The sequence below is a fragment of the Sphingopyxis witflariensis genome (assembly GCF_002205635.1).
Lineage (GTDB): Bacteria > Pseudomonadota > Alphaproteobacteria > Sphingomonadales > Sphingomonadaceae > Sphingopyxis > Sphingopyxis witflariensis.
This window is the reverse complement of sequence record NZ_NISJ01000001.1, coordinates 520,814-537,730: the sequence shown is the minus strand read 5'-3', so window position 1 is coordinate 537,730 and position 16,917 is coordinate 520,814. Positions and strand designations below refer to the sequence as shown.

The 16,917-nt window shown below is 64.0% G+C and carries 10 protein-coding genes; 4 read left to right on the top strand and 6 right to left on the bottom strand.

The features are described from left to right. Positions 1-51 precede the first annotated feature (51 nt). Positions 52-3,282 carry an amidohydrolase family protein gene (locus CDQ91_RS02495; protein ID WP_088471102.1) on the bottom strand — a complete coding sequence of 1,077 codons (3,231 nt, stop codon included), beginning with the start codon at positions 3,280-3,282 and terminating at the stop codon, positions 52-54. A 140-nt stretch (positions 3,283-3,422) separates the two neighbouring features. Here CDQ91_RS02495 and CDQ91_RS02490 point away from each other — a divergent pair, with 140 nt between their 5' ends. Both CDQ91_RS02490 and yghU read left to right on the top strand, forming a co-directional pair. After that, entirely contained in the window at positions 3,423-4,601 is a 1,179-nt protein-coding gene (locus CDQ91_RS02490; protein WP_088471101.1) for a CaiB/BaiF CoA transferase family protein, read from the top strand. A gap of 74 nt (positions 4,602-4,675) precedes the next feature. Beyond that, on the top strand, positions 4,676-5,551 hold the full coding sequence (yghU, locus tag CDQ91_RS02485; protein WP_088471100.1) for a glutathione-dependent disulfide-bond oxidoreductase: 876 nt from the start codon (positions 4,676-4,678) through the stop codon (positions 5,549-5,551). Between the two features lie 126 nt (positions 5,552-5,677). Here yghU and CDQ91_RS02480 read toward each other — a convergent pair whose 3' ends face one another. Next, entirely contained in the window at positions 5,678-6,754 is a 1,077-nt protein-coding gene (locus CDQ91_RS02480) for an MBL fold metallo-hydrolase (RefSeq protein ID WP_088471418.1), read from the bottom strand. A gap of 171 nt (positions 6,755-6,925) precedes the next feature. Here CDQ91_RS02480 and CDQ91_RS02475 point away from each other — a divergent pair, with 171 nt between their 5' ends. Continuing rightward, positions 6,926-8,119 (top strand): acyl-CoA dehydrogenase family protein, encoded by a 1,194-nt coding sequence (locus tag CDQ91_RS02475; RefSeq protein WP_088471099.1) that lies wholly within the window; start codon positions 6,926-6,928, stop codon positions 8,117-8,119. Between the two features lie 109 nt (positions 8,120-8,228). Continuing rightward, positions 8,229-9,368: an acyl-CoA dehydrogenase family protein gene (locus CDQ91_RS02470; RefSeq protein ID WP_088471098.1), complete on the top strand. Its 1,140-nt coding sequence runs from the start codon at positions 8,229-8,231 to the stop codon at positions 9,366-9,368. 44 nt (positions 9,369-9,412) lie between these two features. Here the strand turns inward: CDQ91_RS02470 and CDQ91_RS02465 are convergent, their stop codons facing one another. From CDQ91_RS02465 to CDQ91_RS02450, 4 genes are all read right to left on the bottom strand, one after another. Then, entirely contained in the window at positions 9,413-11,893 is a 2,481-nt protein-coding gene (locus tag CDQ91_RS02465) for a TonB-dependent receptor (RefSeq protein WP_088471097.1), read from the bottom strand. A gap of 2 nt (positions 11,894-11,895) precedes the next feature. Next, complete coding sequence (locus tag CDQ91_RS02460) at positions 11,896-12,831, bottom strand: FecR family protein (RefSeq protein ID WP_088471096.1); 936 nt, start codon at positions 12,829-12,831, stop codon at positions 11,896-11,898. Then, positions 12,824-13,489 (bottom strand): RNA polymerase sigma factor, encoded by a 666-nt coding sequence (locus CDQ91_RS02455; protein ID WP_336579354.1) that lies wholly within the window; start codon positions 13,487-13,489, stop codon positions 12,824-12,826. Before CDQ91_RS02455 ends, CDQ91_RS02460 begins: the two co-directional genes overlap by 8 nt. 85 nt (positions 13,490-13,574) lie before the next feature. Continuing rightward, on the bottom strand, positions 13,575-16,781 hold the full coding sequence (locus CDQ91_RS02450; RefSeq protein WP_088471095.1) for an autotransporter outer membrane beta-barrel domain-containing protein: 3,207 nt from the start codon (positions 16,779-16,781) through the stop codon (positions 13,575-13,577). Positions 16,782-16,917 lie beyond the last annotated feature (136 nt).

The window sequence follows — 16,917 nt, the reverse complement described above, 5'->3', positions numbered from 1 at the left end:
GCAACCCTCTCGTCACAAAATCGCGATCCCCCGCAGAAATAAAGGGAAAGTTCAGGGCTTTTCAGCCTCCCACCAATAGGCGGGACGCTTGCGATTCCCGGTTTCTGCCTCGTTCATCGTCAGCGGATCATAGAGCCGCCCACCCAGCATCACGCGGTGGATCTGCTCGCTATTGCGGATGTTTGCGGTCGGATCGGCGTCGAGAATTAACAGGTCGGCAAGCTTGCCCGTCTCGAGCGAGCCTACGTCCTTCGCATAGCCGAGCGCAGTCGCGGGCATGATCGTCGCGGCGCGCAGCGCGTCGATATTGCTCCAGCCGCCGCGCACGAAGGACCAGATTTCCCAATGCGCGCCGACACCCGCCTGCTGGCCGTGCGCGCCGATCGAGACATTGCGGCCGACGGCAGCGATCTTGCCCGCTTCGCGCGCCGAATCATCGTCGACATAGTCGCCCTCGGGCGCGATCACGCGGCGCTTGTTGTTCGCGGTGAGTTCGGCAGGCGGGATATGGCGGGCGAGGATCGGCTGCTCCCAGACATTGGTGTGGGCGCGCCAAAAGGGGTCCCCTGCGGGGCCGCCATAGGTGACGACGAGGGTCGGGGTGTAATCCACCTTCGTCTGGCCCCAGAGCTGGACCAGATCCTTGTAGAAGATATCGAGCGGGATATTATGCTCGACCGTCGAATTGCCGTCCTGGATCAGCGTGACGTCCTGCGTGAAGAGCGAGCCGCCCTCGGGCACGACAGTCATCCCCTCGGCCTGCGCCGCCTTGACGACCATCTGGCGCTGTTCGCGGCGCGGCTGGTTGTAGTTTTTGACGCTGTGGGCGCCCTGCGCCTTCAAGCGGCGAACATGTGCGAGGGCGTCGTCATAGCCGTTGATTTCGGCATAGACCCCCGCCGCCTTGGCGCCATAGATGATCTCGCCGGTCGAAAAGATGCGCGGCGCGAGGATCAGCCCGGCGCGCTGCATTTCGGACGAGACGAAAATTTCCGACGCGCGCGACGACGGATTGTGGCTGGTCGTCGTTCCCATGGCGAGGTTGACGATTTCGGACCAGTTCTGCTGCGGCACCAGTTCGTCGTCGCCGTGGGGGCCGTGGGCATGAGCGTCGACGAAGCCGGGGATGATCGTCTTGCCGGTCGCGTCGATCGTCACCGTTCCGGCGGGGACGCTGATCGTGCCCGCGGGGCCGATCGCGGCGATGCGGTCGCCCTCGATCAGGATCGCGCCATTGTCGAGGATGCCGCCGTCGGCGCCTGCCATGGTGACGATCTTCGCGCCGGTGATCAGCACCGCGCCCTTATGCTTCGCCGCCGCCTGCGTCATCGACAGCGAGACGCCATCGGTGGGCGGGGTGAATTTGGGCGCCTTGTCATCGGTCGGGGCGGTCGCAAACAGGCTGGCTAGGTCGGCGCTGAACAGGGTCGGGCCGCTACTCCAGTGGAGGCGGTTGCCGCCATTCGACCAGTGAATATAGTCGGCGCCGCTGCCGCTGACGCAGGTGACGGGAAGCGCGCCGCTCTTGGTGCCGAGCGACACATCCTGACCACCGGGCATCAGGGGAGTGACATAGGCGTCGTAATTCTGGCGGAAGGCCAACGTGCGGCCGTCGGGCGAAATTTCATAGTCGCTGACCAGTTCGCCGCCAGCATGGACGCGCTTGTCCTGACCACCCAAATCGGTGCTGACGAGCTGGCTTTTGCCGTCGCCGGCAGTGACCATGAAGATACGGTCGTTCGACGCGCCGAATTGCGGCTTGGCGCCGTCGTCGCTGACACGCTCGGCGGTACCACCGGTTGCGGCGATGCGGTAAATGCCCGGATTTTCGCCCCAGCGTTCGGAGCGCAGGCTACCACCCTTGCGCCGTTCGAAGGCGATCGTCTTGCCGTCGGGCGAGAAGCGCGGTTCGGCATAATGGCCCGGAACCGCCGTGACCTTGCGCGAGGTGCCGCCACCGGCGCCCGCGACGTGAATTTCGCCGAGCCCGGCGTCGGTCCAGCGGATGAACACGACCGAACGCCCGTCGCGCGACCAGCTGGGCCAGAGCTCGAAGGCGTCATCCTTGGTCGATGTCAGACGCCGCGCGGTGCCACCGGTCGCGGGTTTGACCCACAGCTTTCCGAGCGTTTCAAATACGACGCTGCGCCCGTCGGGCGACACTTCGGCCCAGCGCGGCATTTGCGTCGTGAAGCTGTCGGGCGCGACCTCGACCGCGGGGTGGGTCGCGTCGATGATCACACGGTCGTCGTTGATGTTGAACGGGATGACCCGCGCGTCGCCGCCGGTGCCCGCGACGCGGCGGAGCTTGCCGCCGGCCCAGAAGAGGATCGCGCCGCTATCGGGGGTCCACGCCATATTGGGATAGACGCCGGTGACCGCCCAGGTTTCCTGCACATCCTGATCGAGCGCATCATAGACTTTGCGCTCGGCGCCCGAGGCGAGATCCTTGACGTAGAGTTTCGAATGCGCGCCCTCGCGGCGGACGAAGGCGAGGCGCTTGCCGTCGGGTGACGGCGTCGGACGCACCGCGCCGCCCGCGCCTGCGGCGATGGTCGTGACCTTGCCGTCGTTCAGATCATAGCGTTCGATGTGGAACAGGTCGGTGTTGCTGTCCTGCGCATATTCGAAGATCGGACCGGGCGTGACGTTGCGGGTGTAATAGACGCCCTTGCCGTCGGGGGTGACGACGGGCTCGCCGAGTTCCTTCTGGTGCTTCTCGTTCGGTTTCTTGACCAGCGGCACGCCCGCGCCGCCCGAGACATGGTACATCCACACCTCACCGGTGCCGAGCGAGCGCCCGGTGGTGAAATGCTTTTTGGCGACGATGAACTGACCGTCGGGGGCCCAGCTCGGCTGGTTGAGCAGGCGGAAATCCTCCTTGCTCAGTTGGCGCCGGTCGCTGCCGTCGCGGTTCATCAGCCAGATATTGTCGCCGCCGCCTGCGTCGGAAACGAAGGCGATGCGCTTGCCGTCGGGCGAGAAGCGCGGCTGATGTTCAAAGGCGAGCCCCGCGGCGATGCGCGTGGGTGTCCCGCCCTCGATCGGCATGGTGTAGATATCGCCGAGCAGGTCGAAGGCGATTGTCCGCCCGTCGGGGGCAACATCGACATTCATCCAGCTGCCTTCATCGACCGCGATCGGAACCTTGCGCGTCGTCAGGCCGGGGGGAGCGTTGACGTCCCATTTTTCGGGCTTGGTTTCCATCACCGTTGCGGTTTGCGCGAAGGCGGAGGTGGAACAGGCGAGTGCTGTCAGAAGGGCGAGTGCGGAGCGCGTCATGTTATTATCCCCGTTTGAAATATTGCTGTGACCATATGGCGCGCATGCGAACATGCAAGTGACAGGTTTCGACGAAGAACTGGCAGGGTCGACGGGTGGCTGCTAGCCCAAGGGACAAAAGGAACAGGGGAGAGCAAGGCGTGCCGCTGACGGGAATAAGAGTGCTGGATTTCGGCCGCTATATCGCAGGTCCTTATTGCGCCGCGCTGCTCGCCGACTATGGCGCCGACGTTATCCGCATCGAAGCGCCGGGCGGCAATGATGATCGATTTTCGGTCCCGGTGGCGGAAGATGGCTCGGGCGCGATGTTCATGCAGATGAACCGGGCGAAACGCGGCCTGACGCTGAAACCCGGTAGCCCGCAAGGGCGTGAGATCGTCCGCCGGCTGGTCGAAACCGCCGATGTCGTGGTCGCCAACCTGCCGCACGAAGCCATGGTCAAGCTGGGGCTCGACTATGACAGCCTGTCGGCGATCAATCCGCGCATCATCCTGGCAACGGCGTCGGCATTTGGCAGCGAAGGGCCGCTGGCGCAAAATGTCGGCTTCGATGCGGTCGGGCAGGCGATGTCGGGCGCGGTGCATCTGACCGGGACGGCCGACCAGCCGCATCGCGCACAAGTCAATTATGTCGATTTCGGCACCGCGCTGCACAGCGCCTTTGGCGTCATGGTCGCGCTGCGCGAACGCGAGGTGACGGGGAAGGGGCAATGCGTGTCGGGGTCGCTGCTCGGCACCGCGCTGACCATGACCAACGCGCTGACGATCGACCATGCGCTGAACGGCATCGAGCGGCGCCCGATCGGCAATCGCGCCTTCAGTTCGGGGCCAACCGACATTTTTCGCACCCGCGATGGCTGGATCGTCACACAGATCGTCGGCAATGCTATTTTTGCGCGTTGGGCCGAACTGGTCGAGCGTGCCGAACTGGTCGATGATCCGCTTTACGCGAGCGACATTTTGCGCGGCGACAATGGCGCGGAGTTGAGCGCGATCATGCAGCGCTGGTGCATCGAGCGGACGAGCGCCGAGGCGATCGCCGAAATGGGCGCCGCGCGCGTTCCCGCGGCACCGGTATTGCGCGCGGGTGAAGCGCTGGCGCAGCCGCAGGTCGCAGCGATGGGGCTGGTCGAACCGATATCCTATCCCGGCACCCCGGCGGAAATTCCCGTGATCCGCGCGCCGATTCAGCTTTCCGGCAGCGGCAAGGCCGAGCCACAACGCGCGCCGCAACTCGGCGAGCATAGCGACGCGATCCTGTCGGAACTGGGATATGACGCCGAAGCGATTTCGGCTTTGCGGGCGAATAGGATTATTTGAGTCCGCGAGGGTGGACGGCACGGCGATGGCCGGTTAAATACCGGTCAGTATAAAATTCAGCGCAGGAGCTCTCGATGACCGACAACAGCGAATATGTGCCGCCGAAGATCTGGACATGGGACAAGGAAAGCGGCGGACGCTTCGCGAATATCAATCGCCCGATCGCCGGGCCGACGCACGACAAGGAGCTACCGATCGGCAAGCATCCGCTCCAGCTCTATTCGCTCGGCACACCCAATGGGGTGAAGGTGACGGTGATGCTCGAGGAATTGCTCGCGGCGGGACATAGCGGCGCCGAATATGACGCCTGGCTGATCCGCATCAATGAGGGCGATCAGTTTTCGAGCGGCTATGTGGCCGCCAATCCGAACAGCAAGATCCCCGTCCTTGTCGATCGCAGCGGCCCCGAGCCGATCCGGGTGTTTGAATCGGGGGCGATTCTGATCCACCTCGCCGAGAAGTTCGGCGCATTTTTGCCCACCGACGTCGCCAAACGCGCCGAAACGCTGTCATGGCTGATGTGGCAGATGGGCAGCACGCCTTTCCTGGGCGGCGGCTTCGGCCATTTCTATGCCTATGCGCCGACCAAGCAGGAATATCCGATCGATCGTTATGCGATGGAGGTGAAGCGCCAGCTGGACGTACTCGACCGGCGTTTGGCGGAAAGCGAATATATCGCGGGCGCCGATTACACGATCGCCGATATGGCGATCTGGCCCTGGTATGGCGCACTCGCCAAGGGGCTGGTCTATGAGGCGGGCGAGTTTTTGCAGGTGCAGGATTACAAGCATGTCCAGCGCTGGACCGACCAGATTGCGGCGCGACCGGCGGTGAAGCGCGGGCGCATGGTCAATCGCGTAATGGGCGATCCGGCGAGCCAGCTCCATGAACGGCACGATGCGTCCGATTTCGAATTGCGGACGCAGGACAAGCTGGAAGTGGCTGAATAATATGAGCCGTTCGTGCTGAGCCTGTCGAAGCACTGTTCTTCTTCTGCGGCGCGGAAAGAAAGAACAGCTCTTCGACAGGCTCAGGGCAAACGGATGAGGGGGATGCGCATCAATCGCGCGTTTTTTTTAAAACCAGCTGCCGCGTTCGATTTCCTTGCTCCCAGCCGGAAGCGAGAAATATTGCCCGTCCTCGCCGATGATGATCGGGCCGTCGAAGCGCTTCTTCGCGTCACCGAGGAAGGCGGCGTTGAAATAGGATGACGGCAGCGGCGGCACGATATGGCTGAGGACCAGCATCTTGACGCCCGCAGCCTTTGCGCTGGCGGCGGCCTGCGCGGGGCTGGCATGATAGTCGAGAATGTCGTGCATGATTTCGGATGTCTGTTTGCGGCCGGCTTTGGCCAATCCGCGGACGAGTTCATCGACCATTGCCGGTTCCAGCGCCTCATGGACGAGCAGGTCGGCGCCCCTTGCGGCACTTTCGACCGACTTTGACGGCGCGGTATCGCCGCTGAGCACGATGCTGCGTCCCTTATAGTCGAAGCGATAACCGACCGCAGGATGGACCGGGCGATGGTCGACCGGAAAGGCGGTGACCTTCAGCCCGTCGGCTTCATAGATAACGACCGGTCTGTCGGGATCGCCAAACGCCATCGCGGTCGCACCCGCGGCCTCGGGCGGTGTGTTGACGATGCCGTGATGCGCGGTGCGATAGCCGTTGTCGGCGGCGTAAGCGGCGTTGAAGCCTGCAATCACTCCATCGACCCCCGTCGGGCCATAGACGGGAAGGGGGCTTTCATGGTTCGCCCCGGTCCAGCGCAGCAACATCATCGGCCCCATGCCGTCGATATGATCCGAGTGAAAATGGGTGAGGAACAGCGCGCGGATTTGCCCGTTGGGCAGCCCCATCAGCGAAATATTGCGCGCGCTGCCTTCGCCGGCATCGACGACAAACATCGACTTGCCTGCGATCACCACGGTGCAAGGCCCTGCGCGATTGCGGTTGGGCAGGGGCGATCCGGTGCCGCACAGCGCGAGATGGAGTCCGTCGGGCAGGCTAGCGAGCGGATCGCGGGCCAAGTTCCGCTCGACCCCGCGTTCGAACAGCCACGCCCCGATCGGCCTTTGGAACAGGAAGGCCGTTGCCCCCGCTATCCCGAGCAATAACAGTCCCCACAGCGCCGCGCGCTTGCCTTTGGTCATCGTCCATCCCCCCATGGTCTTTCGGTCATCATGGGCCGGGTGGGGGCGCTGGACAAGCCATGTGGTTGCGCGCATTCTGGACGGCAAGGAAAGAGTTGCAGCCCGCAACTTACCGTTTACGTAAAGGTGAGCGCTTATTATAAGGGCGCCATTGCCCAAGGGAGAATCGTCATGGACATGGAGTTCAGCCCCGAAGATCTGGCTTTCCAGCAGGAAGTCCGCCAGTTCATCGCCGAAAATTATCCGCCCGAACTGCGCGAAAGGCAGGACGAGGGCGAAGAAATGTCCAAGGAGGATTTCCTCTCCTGGCATCGCATCCTTCACAAAAAAGGCTGGGTCGCCCCCGCATGGCCCGTCGAATATGGCGGTACCGGCTGGACCCCGACGCAGCGGTTCATCTGGTCCGAGGAAACTGCACGCGCCGACTGCATCCGCTTGATGCCCTTTGGCCTCGCGATGGTCGGCCCGGTGATCTACACCTTCGGCACCCCCGAACAGAAAGCCCATTTCCTGCCGCGCATCCTGTCGGGCGAGGATTGGTGGTGTCAGGGCTATTCGGAACCCGGTTCGGGGTCCGACCTTGCTTCGCTGCGCACCACCGCAGTTCGCGACGGCGACGATTATATCGTCAACGGCCAGAAGACCTGGACGACGCTGGCGCAGCATGCCGACTGGGGCTTCTTCCTCGTCCGCACCGACAAGGATGCCAAGCAGCAGGAAGGCATTTCGTTCCTGCTGATCGACATGAAGTCGCCCGGCATCACCGTGCGCCCGATCATCACGCTGGGCGGCGAGCATGAAGTCAATGAAGTGTGGCTGGAGGACGTCCGCGTTCCGCAGTCGCAGCGCGTTTACGAAGAGAATAAGGGCTGGACCTGCGCCAAGTTCCTGCTCGCGCACGAACGCACCGGCATCGCCGGTGTCGCAGCGTCGAAGCGCGCGATCGAAAAGGTGAAGGACATCGCCCGCACCGAAGTCGACGGCGACAAGCCGCTGCTCGCCAACGCCTTTTTCAAGCGCAAGATCGCCGAGCTGGAAATTGACCTGACCGCGCTGGAATTCACCGAACTGCGCAGCCTTGCCGGTCCGAATGCCAACCGTGGTCCGGGGCCGGAATCGAGCCTGCTCAAGATCAAGGGTTCGGAAATCCAGCAGCGCCTAACCGAATTGGCGCTGGAAGCGGTCGGCCATTATGGCGCGCCTTACTTCCGCGGTTTCGGAGAAGGCGACAATCAGCACCCGATCGGGCCCGATTATGCCCATCGCGCCGCCCCGACCTATTTCAACACGCGCAAGACGACGATCTATGGCGGGTCAAACGAGATTCAGCGCAACATCATCGCGAAGATGGTTTTGGGTCTCTGACCCAGAACCACCCCGGACATGATCCGGGGTCTCGGGCGGCCGTGAGGACCGCGAGCGGAAATGGGCCCCGGCTTACGCTGGGGAACGATGAAGATCAGGAACGAAGATAATGGATTTCACCTACACCGAAACGCAGGACATGATCCGCGATACGCTGTCGCGCTTCCTGGCCGACACTTATGATTTCGAAACGCGGCAGAAGTTTACCGCCAGCGATGCGGGGCGCGACCCCGGCATCTGGCAGGCGCTGGCGCAGGAGCTTGGTATGCTCGGCGCGGCCTTTACCGAGGAACAAGGCGGTCTTGGCGGCGGCGCGCTTGAAAATGCGATCGTGATGGAAGAGTTGGGCAAGGTGCTCGGCATCGAGCCGTACCTTCCGACCGTCGTTATTGGCGGCGGCGCGCTCAAGGCCGTGGGCGGCGCGCAGGCCGACGCGATGATCCCCGAGATCATCGCCGGCAATGCGATCATCGCCTTTGCCTATGCCGAACCGCAGGGCCGCTATGACCTGGCGAACCTGCGCACCACCGCGAAGAAGGATGGCGCTGGCTATGTGCTGAACGGTCACAAGGGTGTGGTTTATGCCGCGCCGTGGGCGACGCACCTGCTCGTCACCGCACGCACCGGCGGCGGCCAGCGCGAGCGCGATGGCGTGTCGCTGTTCCTGATCGACGCCAATTTGCCCGGCGTCGTTCGCCGCGACTATCCGACGGTCGACGGTAGCCGCGCTTCGGAAATCTATTTCGAAAATGTGGCAGTTCCGGGCGACGCGCTGCTCGGCGGCGAAGGCACCGGACTGGCGCTGATCGAGCAGATCGTCGACGAAGCCACCATCGCGACCTGCGCCGAGGCAACCGGCGTGATGCAGAAACTGCATGAAGGCACGCTGGAATATACCCAGCAGCGCAAGCAGTTCGGCGTGCCGATCGCGAAATTCCAGGTACTCCAGCACCGCATGGTCGACATGTTCATGGAGGTCGAACAGGCGCGGTCGATGACGATCATGGGCGTGCTGAAGCTCGGCCTGCCTGCAAACGAACGCATGGCCGCGGTTTCGGCCGCCAAGGCGAAGGTCAGCCGCGGCGCAAACTTCGTCGGCCAGAATGCGGTCCAGACGCATGGCGGCATCGGCATCACGCAGGAATTGGCGATCGGCCATTATTTCAAGCGCGCGACGATGATCGAAGGCCAGTTCGGCAGCCATGATTATCATTTGGAGCGTTACGAGCGGCTGACGCTGGGCGAATGACGCATGATCCTCCCCGTCGCGCCGCGATGGGGAGGATTTAAAGCCTAGTAAGCGACATCGACCGCGATGCGGATCGTGCGCGGGCGCAGCGGCGTCATAAAGCCTTCATTGCCCTCGACGAATGGCGTGCCGAGCGAAAAGCGGTTGCCGCGGGAATCGAAGACATTGGTCAGCGTGAACGACAGGCCGCGGCGCGCATTGCCAACACGCATCGCGAGCCCGGTGTCGATATAGTCGCCCTGGCTTTCGCCCAGCACCGGGCCGATGCCGAGCCGCGACGGCCCGACATAATTGGCCCAGCCGTTCAGGCGCAAATCTTCCTCGCCGACCAGCGTCACATAATTGACCGACCCGCGCACCGCGTGGCTCGCGACATTGGGGATACGGCCAAGGCGGCCGGGTGTGGCCTGCGCGATCAGCGCGATCGCGGGCGCGAGCTTCTCGACCCGGCTATGGTTATAGACCGCGCCAAGTTCAAAGGTCAGCGCGGAGGTTGGCCGTACCGCAACCGCCCCCGATAGACTGGTGATGCGCCCGTCGCCAATGTTGGCGGTCGTCGGGAAACCATTGCCGTCGATAAAGTCGGCCTGGATATCGCGCCAATCGCTGTGCGATATCGACACGCTGGCGTCGAACGGCGTCTCGCCCCTTTGCCCGACGCGAATTCCGCCCTCCCACGTCCGCACCCGATCGTTGCGGAAACGCCGCACGAAATCGCGGTCGATCGCCAGCCCGCCGGGCCGGAAACCTTCCTGATAACGCGCATATAGGCGGACGTTGCGGAACGGCGCCGCAAGCAATGAAAAGGACGGCAAGAGATCGGTTTCGTTGCGATAGGCAGTCGTCGCACGGCCGGCCTCCACGATATCGAACGACACGCCTTCGGCGCTACCACCCAGTCGCGCGCGCGACAGGCGAAGCCCGCCCGATGCAATCAAATTGGGCAGCAGTTCGACCGTCGCTTCGGCATAGCCGGTGAATTCGGTGATCTGGTTGGTGACTCCGGGGAGGGTCGCGCGAAGGCCGCCATAGCCAAATGCACGCTTCTGCTGCGTCCGGTTGTCGACGAAACTCGCGCCGATCACCCAGCCGAGACCGTCGCGGTACGGGCGCGACAGCCGGTTTTCGCTGACGAACATGCGCGTCGCATTATGCTGATCGAGGACGCGGGGCACTTCTGCCATGGGCTGGACGTCGAGCGGCGCGAACAGGCGCGCGACATCGACGGCGCCCGCCGAGCCGATGCTGCCAGGCGGCGGTGGATTGCGCAGGCTGGCGTCGAAGCGTTCGAACAGGCGGTGGGTGATCCAGGCGTTGGATGACTGGAAATGCAGCCCGTCCCAATCCTTCATCAACACCAGCGTGCCCATTCCGTATCGCGCGGTGGCATTTTGCTCGACCATCGAGCGCAGGTTCAGCGGCGGCGCATCCTTGCTGACAAATTGCGCGTCGTCGGCGGTGATCGCCTGATAGACACCGCCCAGATCGACGGTCCAGTCATTGCCCGCGTCGAAGCGGAAGGTGCCGCGACCGCCGCGGACATGAACGCGATTAATGTCATTCTGGCCGCGCAGCGGATTGTCGATATAGCCGCCGTCGGTCAGCATATAGCCGACGAGGCGCAGTGCATGGCCATTGTCGCCGACCGGCAGGTTAGCGATCGTCGCAATGTCCCCGCCGGGATCGCCGTGCTGGGTCAGCGAGATGCCCGCGATCGCCTGAACCGACATCGCGCGCGGATCGGGCGCCTTGGGCGTCACGCGGATGATGCCACCGAGCGACCCCGCGCCATAGAGGGTGCCCTGCGGCCCTTCGAGGATTTCGACATTGTCGACGTCGTAGAGGCGCAGGTCGGGATCAGGCGCATTATAGCTGAGGCGGATGTCGCCCATATATTGGCCGACCGTCGCCTGCGTCGGACCGGTGAAGCTGGAATCGGCGATGCCGCGGATGAACAGCTTGTTGCGCCCCGATCCCAAATGGGTCGAGGAGACGGTGGCAACCCGCGACAGGATCGAATCCATCCCGCGCTCGCCGCCAAACGCCAAATCGCCGCCGTCCAGCATGGAGGCGACGCCCGCGAGGTGCGAGTAGGGAAGGTCGGTCTTGGAAGCGGTGACGATGATCTCGTCCTGCGGCCGGGCGATGGTGTCTCTCGCCGGTTCGCGCGCGCGCGGTTGCGGCGCCGGAGAAGGGGGCGAGGTCGAGCGCCGCGCAATCCGGGGTGGTCGGCGTTCGATCCGCCAGCTTGTCGCGCTTACGCGCACGGCGCGGGCGTCGGATCCTGCGAGCATGCGGCGGATCGCTTCCTCGACGCTCATCCGGCCACGTACCCGCTTGACATGCGCTTCCCACAATTTCGCATCGACGACGCTGATGCTGACCCCGGCCTGGCGGCTGAGGAGGGGCAGGGTGTTCGACAAATTTCCCTTGGGCACGTCGAACGCGCGCTCCTCGGCCGCCGCGGCCTGGACCGGAAGGCTCAGCATCACCGCTGCCACGACCAGGGGAAGGCGGCCGGTCATGCTCAGCGCGTCAGCACCCAGCCATCGCCACGCCGCGCCGCCTTGGTTCCCGACAATGCCGCGAGGTCGGCGACCGTCCGGCCCCGGTCTTCATCGACAATCAACGCGCCACGGAAGGACAGTTGGGCGGCTTCGGGGGCGATCGTCACGCTCATCCCCGCAGTACGTTTCAGATCCTCGGCGACGACAGCAAGCGGAGTGCCGTTGTACACGAGCAACCCGGACCGCCATCCGCCGACGCTCGCAATATCGACCGGCTGGGCAACCGGCGCCTTGGTGTCGCCATCGCGAGCTTCAATTCCCTGACCCGCAACGACGCGGACATTGTCGCGGTCGGGATTGTACAGCACGATGCCTTCGGACACTGCGACCGAGGTCTGGCGGCTGCGGCGAACGACGTTGAAGGCGGTGCCGAGATCGACGATCTTCGCTTCGCCGGCTTCGACGATGAACGGGTCGGTATCGCGGTGGACGACATGGAACATCGCTTCACCCGATTCCAGCCGGGCAAAGCGCGGGCGATCCTTGTCGAGTTCGATCACCGAGGCGCCGTTGATCTGGATCTTCGACCCATCGGCGAGGTTGATCGTGCGATGCTCACCAGCGGCGGTTTCGATCCGCTGCGTGTCGCCGAGCAGCCCCAGATTGGGCAAGACAACCGCGCCGACAAGCGCGGCTGCGATCGCGCCGCCAAACCAGGCCCGGCGCGAAGGGCGGCGGGGCGCGTCGGCGATGATCGTGACAGCGGGCTGCGCCGCCGGAGGCAGGGAATCAAGGTCGCGATCGAGACTGGCGATCCTGTCGTAAGTTTCGGAATGTTCGGGGGTCTCGGCCAACCAGTCGGCAAAGCCATCCCAATCAGCAAAAGCGGGATCGCGCTGGCGGATCAGCCAATCGATCGCATGCGCTTCGGCGGCAGTGCGTGCGTCACTATGCATCGAACTGCCTCCGCACTGCGGCCAGCGCCGCGTAGACCCTGCGCAAATCAGCCTCGACCGTGCTCAGACTGACGCCCATTTCAACTGCAATCTCGCGCTGTGCCAGCCCGTCGACGCGAAAGCGGCGGAAGATGCGGGCGGAGCGGTCGCCGGTCGCCGTGATCGCCTGTTCGACCTGCGCCAGTTGTTCGCGCGATATCAAAAGGGTTTCCACCGATGGTTTCTGTACCGCGGCGGCCTCGCCCCACGCGGCATCGCGCAATTCACGCTGGCGCGCCGAACGATAGCGGTCGAGCATCAGATTATTTGCGGCGCGCATGACATAGGGCAGCGGATCGGCGACCGGACCCGATGCGCGTTCGGTCAGGCGCATCCACAAATCCTGGAACAGATCCTCGGCCGCATCGCCCGCACCGCGCAGCTGCAAAAAGCGCACGATACGGTCGCGGTTGGCGAGCAACACACCTTCAATGCCTTGCGCGGCGTCGGTTCGATCTCTCGCCTCGGTCATCAATCGCTTGCTTTGGAACGCCATGTTTCGCGGATGAACGCCGCCCCGGCGCGCGCCGCACGTCCCCCTGATGCCGCCGTCATATAGCGTCACCACCGCGCCGCGCAACTGCGGTGCATTGGGGGAGAGGGTGGCGAGTGCGATCATCTCAATTTAGTCCATGAAGCCAAGGCAAGGGGGAAGCGAGATAGGAGGGGTGCTTCCCCCTTGCACAGGGCCGGCCGAGGGGGGCTTACAGGCCGACCCGCAGGCTCGCGCGGAAGGCCCAAGCCATATGGCTTTGCTGTTCTTCCGCGGAGATTTCGCCGCCGATCTGGAAGGCGGAGTTTCCGGCAGTGCCACGGAAACGACCGACCCAACCGCTCGTGCGATCATCAGGGGTGAGGGTGAAGGGATCGCCGTTCTTGAACGACGCGGTGGTGGCGCCCAGCATGCCGCTGACAATCTGGCGACGGCCGCCTTCGAGTTCGAAGCGCGTCCAGCCGTCATATTCGTCCGAGCCGCCGAACTCGAGACCGATAGCGACGGTGCCGGACACCGCCAACTCGTCGCTGTCGCGGCCGAGAACGGTCAGGTTCAGCGCGTCATTGCCGCCGGTTTCGGCATAGCCGTCTTCCTTCAGCTTGTAATAATCGACCGCCAGCGTCGGACGGATGGTGAAGCCCGCCGCCTTGGTATCATAAGCGACCGAGCCCGATGCCGAATAAAGCTTGGCATCCCATTTGCCGCGGATCGTTTCCTCGATATCGTCAGCCCCGGCTTCGGCGCTGAAAATGCGCGTTCCCTTGAGGCTGATCGGCGCAGCGGCGGCGCGGGCGCTGGCAATGAGGCCGCCCGAGCGGAGACGCCAGTGAAGTGCGCCTTCCCACTGGTTCGAGCTGACTTCGTTGGCGTTGGCTTTGTTGCCGTCCTTGCCGTTCAGATAGGCAACCGAGCCACCGAAATTACCGACATCGGTTTCAATTTCGGCGCCGAGCGAGATGCCCCAGCCGGTGACGTCATAACCCGCGGTGTCGCCGATGCTCTTCGACGTGCCCCAGATGGCCTGGTTCACCCAATAGCCCCACTTGCCTTCGTCCTGATACGGCGCGCTGGGATCCTGGAGGAAGCGCGACAGGGCGCGCGAGCCCGAGGTGACGGTTTCGAACACGCCGCCTTCATGCTCGGGCAGCATCTGGCCGAGCTGGTTGCGGAACTGGCCGCCATCGACGATGCCCAGGAACACGCCTTCGACCTTTTCATTGGCCGACAAGGCGTCAATCACGGCGTTGAACGCGCCCGCTTCCGAACGGTTGAGGCCGAGTTCGGTCACGCTCTTGCGCGACACGTCGACGATCAGCTGGGTCGCGTTCGAGGTCAGCGTGCCCTTGTAGAGGAAGGGCATCAACGTCGACGAGGCGGTCAGATTGTTCGCGCCGGTCAGCGACCCGGCGGTCATCACGACATGCCGGCCTTCGGCCTCGTCGATGCTGGTCAGCTTGAGCGCGAGTTTGGAGTCGGCACCAAAGCTGGCGTTACCCGTGACCTGCAGCGCGGTTCCCGCGGTACCGCCATCGAGCGTCACGCCGAGCACGCCCTTGTCGGTCACGGCCAGCGACGCGATGGTCGCCGCGCCCGTGACGTCAAAGGTGCCGCCGCTGACCGAAACGGCCAGACCCTGCGAATTGAGCAAGCGGCCCGAAAAGGCCGAGGTGCCCGCGATCGTCAGCTTGTCGGTGCCGCCGCCGAAATCTGCGGTGCCCGTGAACTTCGACGAGCCCGCAAGCGTCATTTCGTCATTGCCGCCACCGAAATTGGCTTTGCCGGCATAGGTCGCGTCGCCCGACAGGGCGAGCTTGTTGTTGCCGGCGCCGAAGAAGCTGTTTCCCTTCACCGAACCGTCGGCGATATCGAAGACATCGTTACCGCCGCCGAAGCGGACGTCGCCGACGATGCTCGGTGCGGTTACGCCCGTTGCGACCACGGTCTGCTTGACCGTCGCACCGCTCGTATTCGCGCTCAGGTCGATCGCGATATTGCGATCGGAAGTGGCGAGCGCGCCGGTGGCGCTGATCGTGCCGCTGTTTTCGACCAGGGCGACCTTGCCCGACAGATCGACGATGCCGCGCGCGGTCCCATTGTCGCCGCCGGTCTTGGCGGCAATTGTGCCGCTGTTGCGGATGAGCGGGACGTTGCCGCCCGCGTCGATCACGACTGCGGTCGCGATGGCGCCCGCAACATTGCCGCCCGTCGTCGCATCGATCCTGCCGGCATTGCGGAGTTCAGGGGTCGTTGCGCCGTTGCCGATGCGGATGCCGGTTGCCGCAGCGTCCTTTGATATCGCGCTGACTGCGCCGCCGATGCCGATGCCGCCCGCGATCGTCACATTGCCGCCGAGGCCACCGATCTGGATCGCATTGGCGTCCTTGCCGGCATAAAGGCCGTTGCCGAGAACCGAACCGTCGATGATCAAACCCAGCCCGGTGCCGGTGCCGGCAACCGCGCCGATGGTGACGTCGCGGCCTGCTGCGCCGATGCGGAGCGCGGGGGCCGAACCGAAGGAACTGACCGCAGCCGAACCTTCCTTGTCGTCGTCGATGCCGTCCTTGTCCTCATCCTTGTCGTCGGGCTTCGTGTCCTTCGGCGGGATGGCGAGGACGATACCGCCCGTGACATCGCCTTCGATCGACAGCGCCGGGCCGCCGATCAACAGATCGTCGGCGTCGAGCTTCGACGCGTCGGCGGGGGGCGTTGCATAGCGATAGCCGGTGGCGGTCAGCTTGCCCTGGACCACCAGCGCGCCGTTGATGTTGCCGGCGAGGCGTGCCGCAACGGCATCCTGCCCGACAGCGGTGATCGTACCGGCAAGGCGGACATTGCCGGTGACGTTTTGCAGACCGACGCCCAGAGCGCGGTCGCCCAACACCGAAATCGTGCCCTCATTGGTGAAGTTCCCGGTCAGCGGGCCGCCGAGGCGGATGCCAGCCGAATCATTGCCCTCGATCGTGATCGTTCCGCTGTTGACGACATTGCCGGTAAAGGCGCCGCCGGTGGCAATGCCGACACGGTTGTTGCCGACGGCATAGGGGCCGTCGAGATCGCCGTCATTGTCGATGTCGGTCGGGGCATAGGGTTCGTCGATGATGATCTTGCCAGTCGCGGCGTTGGTGATCCCGCCGACCGTTCCGGCATTGGCGAAAATGCCGGTCGCGCCGTTGACGTTGCCAATCTCGATCGTGCCTTCGTTCACCACCTTGTGGTTGCTGTCGATCGTGACCGCGGTGCCGCCGCCCGGCTTCACCGATCCTGCCGACGTGATCTTCACATCATCGGGCGCGCCCGCCTTGACCGTCGAGGTACGGACCGGCGTGGTGGTGGCGGTGGTGATCGTCGTTTCAGCGTGGACGGGCAACGAAGCGATGGTGGCGAGGCAGGTGGAGGCCAGCAAAATCTTGCGCATTGATTTCCTCTTGTGATTTCGGTCGGGAGTCCTCCCGGGACAAACACAAGACGGAACCAAGGCCGCCGGGCCTTGAAAATTATTTGCGCGTTCGAGATTGTGGCGGACAGGGTGGTTTTACTAAGTCAAACCCATG